Source organism: Rhodococcus sp. (in: high G+C Gram-positive bacteria), assembly GCF_049286785.1.
In the GTDB taxonomy this organism is placed as follows: Bacteria; Actinomycetota; Actinomycetes; order Mycobacteriales; family Mycobacteriaceae; genus Rhodococcus_F.
Map to the genome: position 1 here is coordinate 1 of NZ_JBAQEO010000783.1, position 1,583 is coordinate 1,583.

1 protein-coding gene is annotated in these 1,583 nt (G+C 66.7%); it reads right to left on the reverse strand.

The window, feature by feature from the left end; genetic code table 11:
* Positions 1–1,583, reverse strand: a 1,583-nt coding sequence (locus WAW17_RS28085) for a condensation domain-containing protein (RefSeq protein ID WP_422336136.1), incomplete at both ends; no start/stop codon positions are given.

A 1,583-nucleotide genomic window follows, 5' to 3' on the forward strand; every position in this document is an offset into this window, starting at 1 on the left:
GTGTCGCACCCAGCTCCCCGGCCAACGACTGCAACCGCTGCGTCGTCGTGGCCGGGACCGTGAAGTCCACACTGGCACCCAACCCCGACCGCACCACCGGCCGAGGCCGGTCCGTCGGCAACGCCAACACATCCGGCAGACCGGCCAACGCACCCGACCAATACTCGATCTGCTGTGAGAGCAACGACCCCGGATCATCCTCCGACCCGAGAACCTCCCGCTGCCACAATGTGTAATCCGCGTACTGCACCTCGAGCGGCGCCCAACCCGGCTCGTGCCCGGCCCGCCGCGACGCATACGCCACCACAATGTCCCGGGCCAACGGTCCCGTCGAGACACCGTCCGCACAAATATGGTGCACCGCCATCGCCAGCACGTGCTCGGACTCCGAAACCCGGAACAGCGCTCCACGCACCGGCACCGAGGCGGTGACATCGAAACCCCGCATCAATAGTGCCGCCGCACGATTGCGCAACTCCTCCTCACCCGCGACCGGCACCGGAGTCAGATCCACCGGCACCGCCGACACGGGCACGATCACCTGCGAGGGGCCCTGAGCCGAATCCGGGAACACTGTCCGCAGCGCCTCGTGTCGGACGAACACATCCCGCACCGACTCCTGCAACGCCGCCGCATCGAGCTCGCCCGACAACCGGATCGCGAACGGAAGGTTATACGCCGACGACTTCTGATCGAACTGGTTGAGGAACCACATCCGCTGCTGCGCCAGCGACAACGGAACCCGCTCCGGGCGCGGACCCGCCGTCAACGCCATCCGCCCACCGGCACCGGCATGCTGCTCTGCCCGTACCGCCAGCGCCTCCACCGTCGACGCTTCGAACATCACCCGCACCGGCACCCGCGTATCAAGCGCCGCACCCAGCCGGGACACCACTTGTGCGGCGATCAGCGAGTTACCGCCCAGGGCGAAGAAATCGTCGTCCAGACCCACCTGCTCGAGTCCGAGAACCTCGGCGAACACACGCGCCACGGTTTCCTCTACCGGAGTGGTCGGCGCCCGGAACACCTGCGCCACGGATGCCGGCGCCGGCAGCGCCCGCCGATCCAACTTGCCGGACGGGTTCAACGGAAACGCGTCGAGCGCCACCAGCACATCCGGAACCATGTATCGCGGCAGCGACCGGCCCACAGCCTCACGCACTACCTCCGGGTCCACGTCGTGGCCCTCCGCCGGTACCACGTAGCCGACCAGTTGCTGACCGAAGTCGCCCTCGTGCACGGCCATCACGGCCTGCGCGACCGACTCGTCCGACACCAGCGCCGCTTCGATCTCCCCCAGTTCGATCCGCAGACCGCGCACCTTCACCTGGAAGTCCGTACGCCCCAAGAACTCCAATTCTCCGGACCTGTTCCATCGCACCAGGTCACCCGTCCGATACATCCGCTCACCCACCACGAATGGATTCGCCACAAATCGATCCGCCGACAGAACCGCCCGGTTCAGATACCCTCGCGCCAACTGATCTCCGGCAAGATACAACTCGCCTGCCACTCCGACCGGCACCGAATGCAACCGTGCGTCCAGTACGTGAGCCTGCGTGTTCTGGATCGGCGTGCCGATC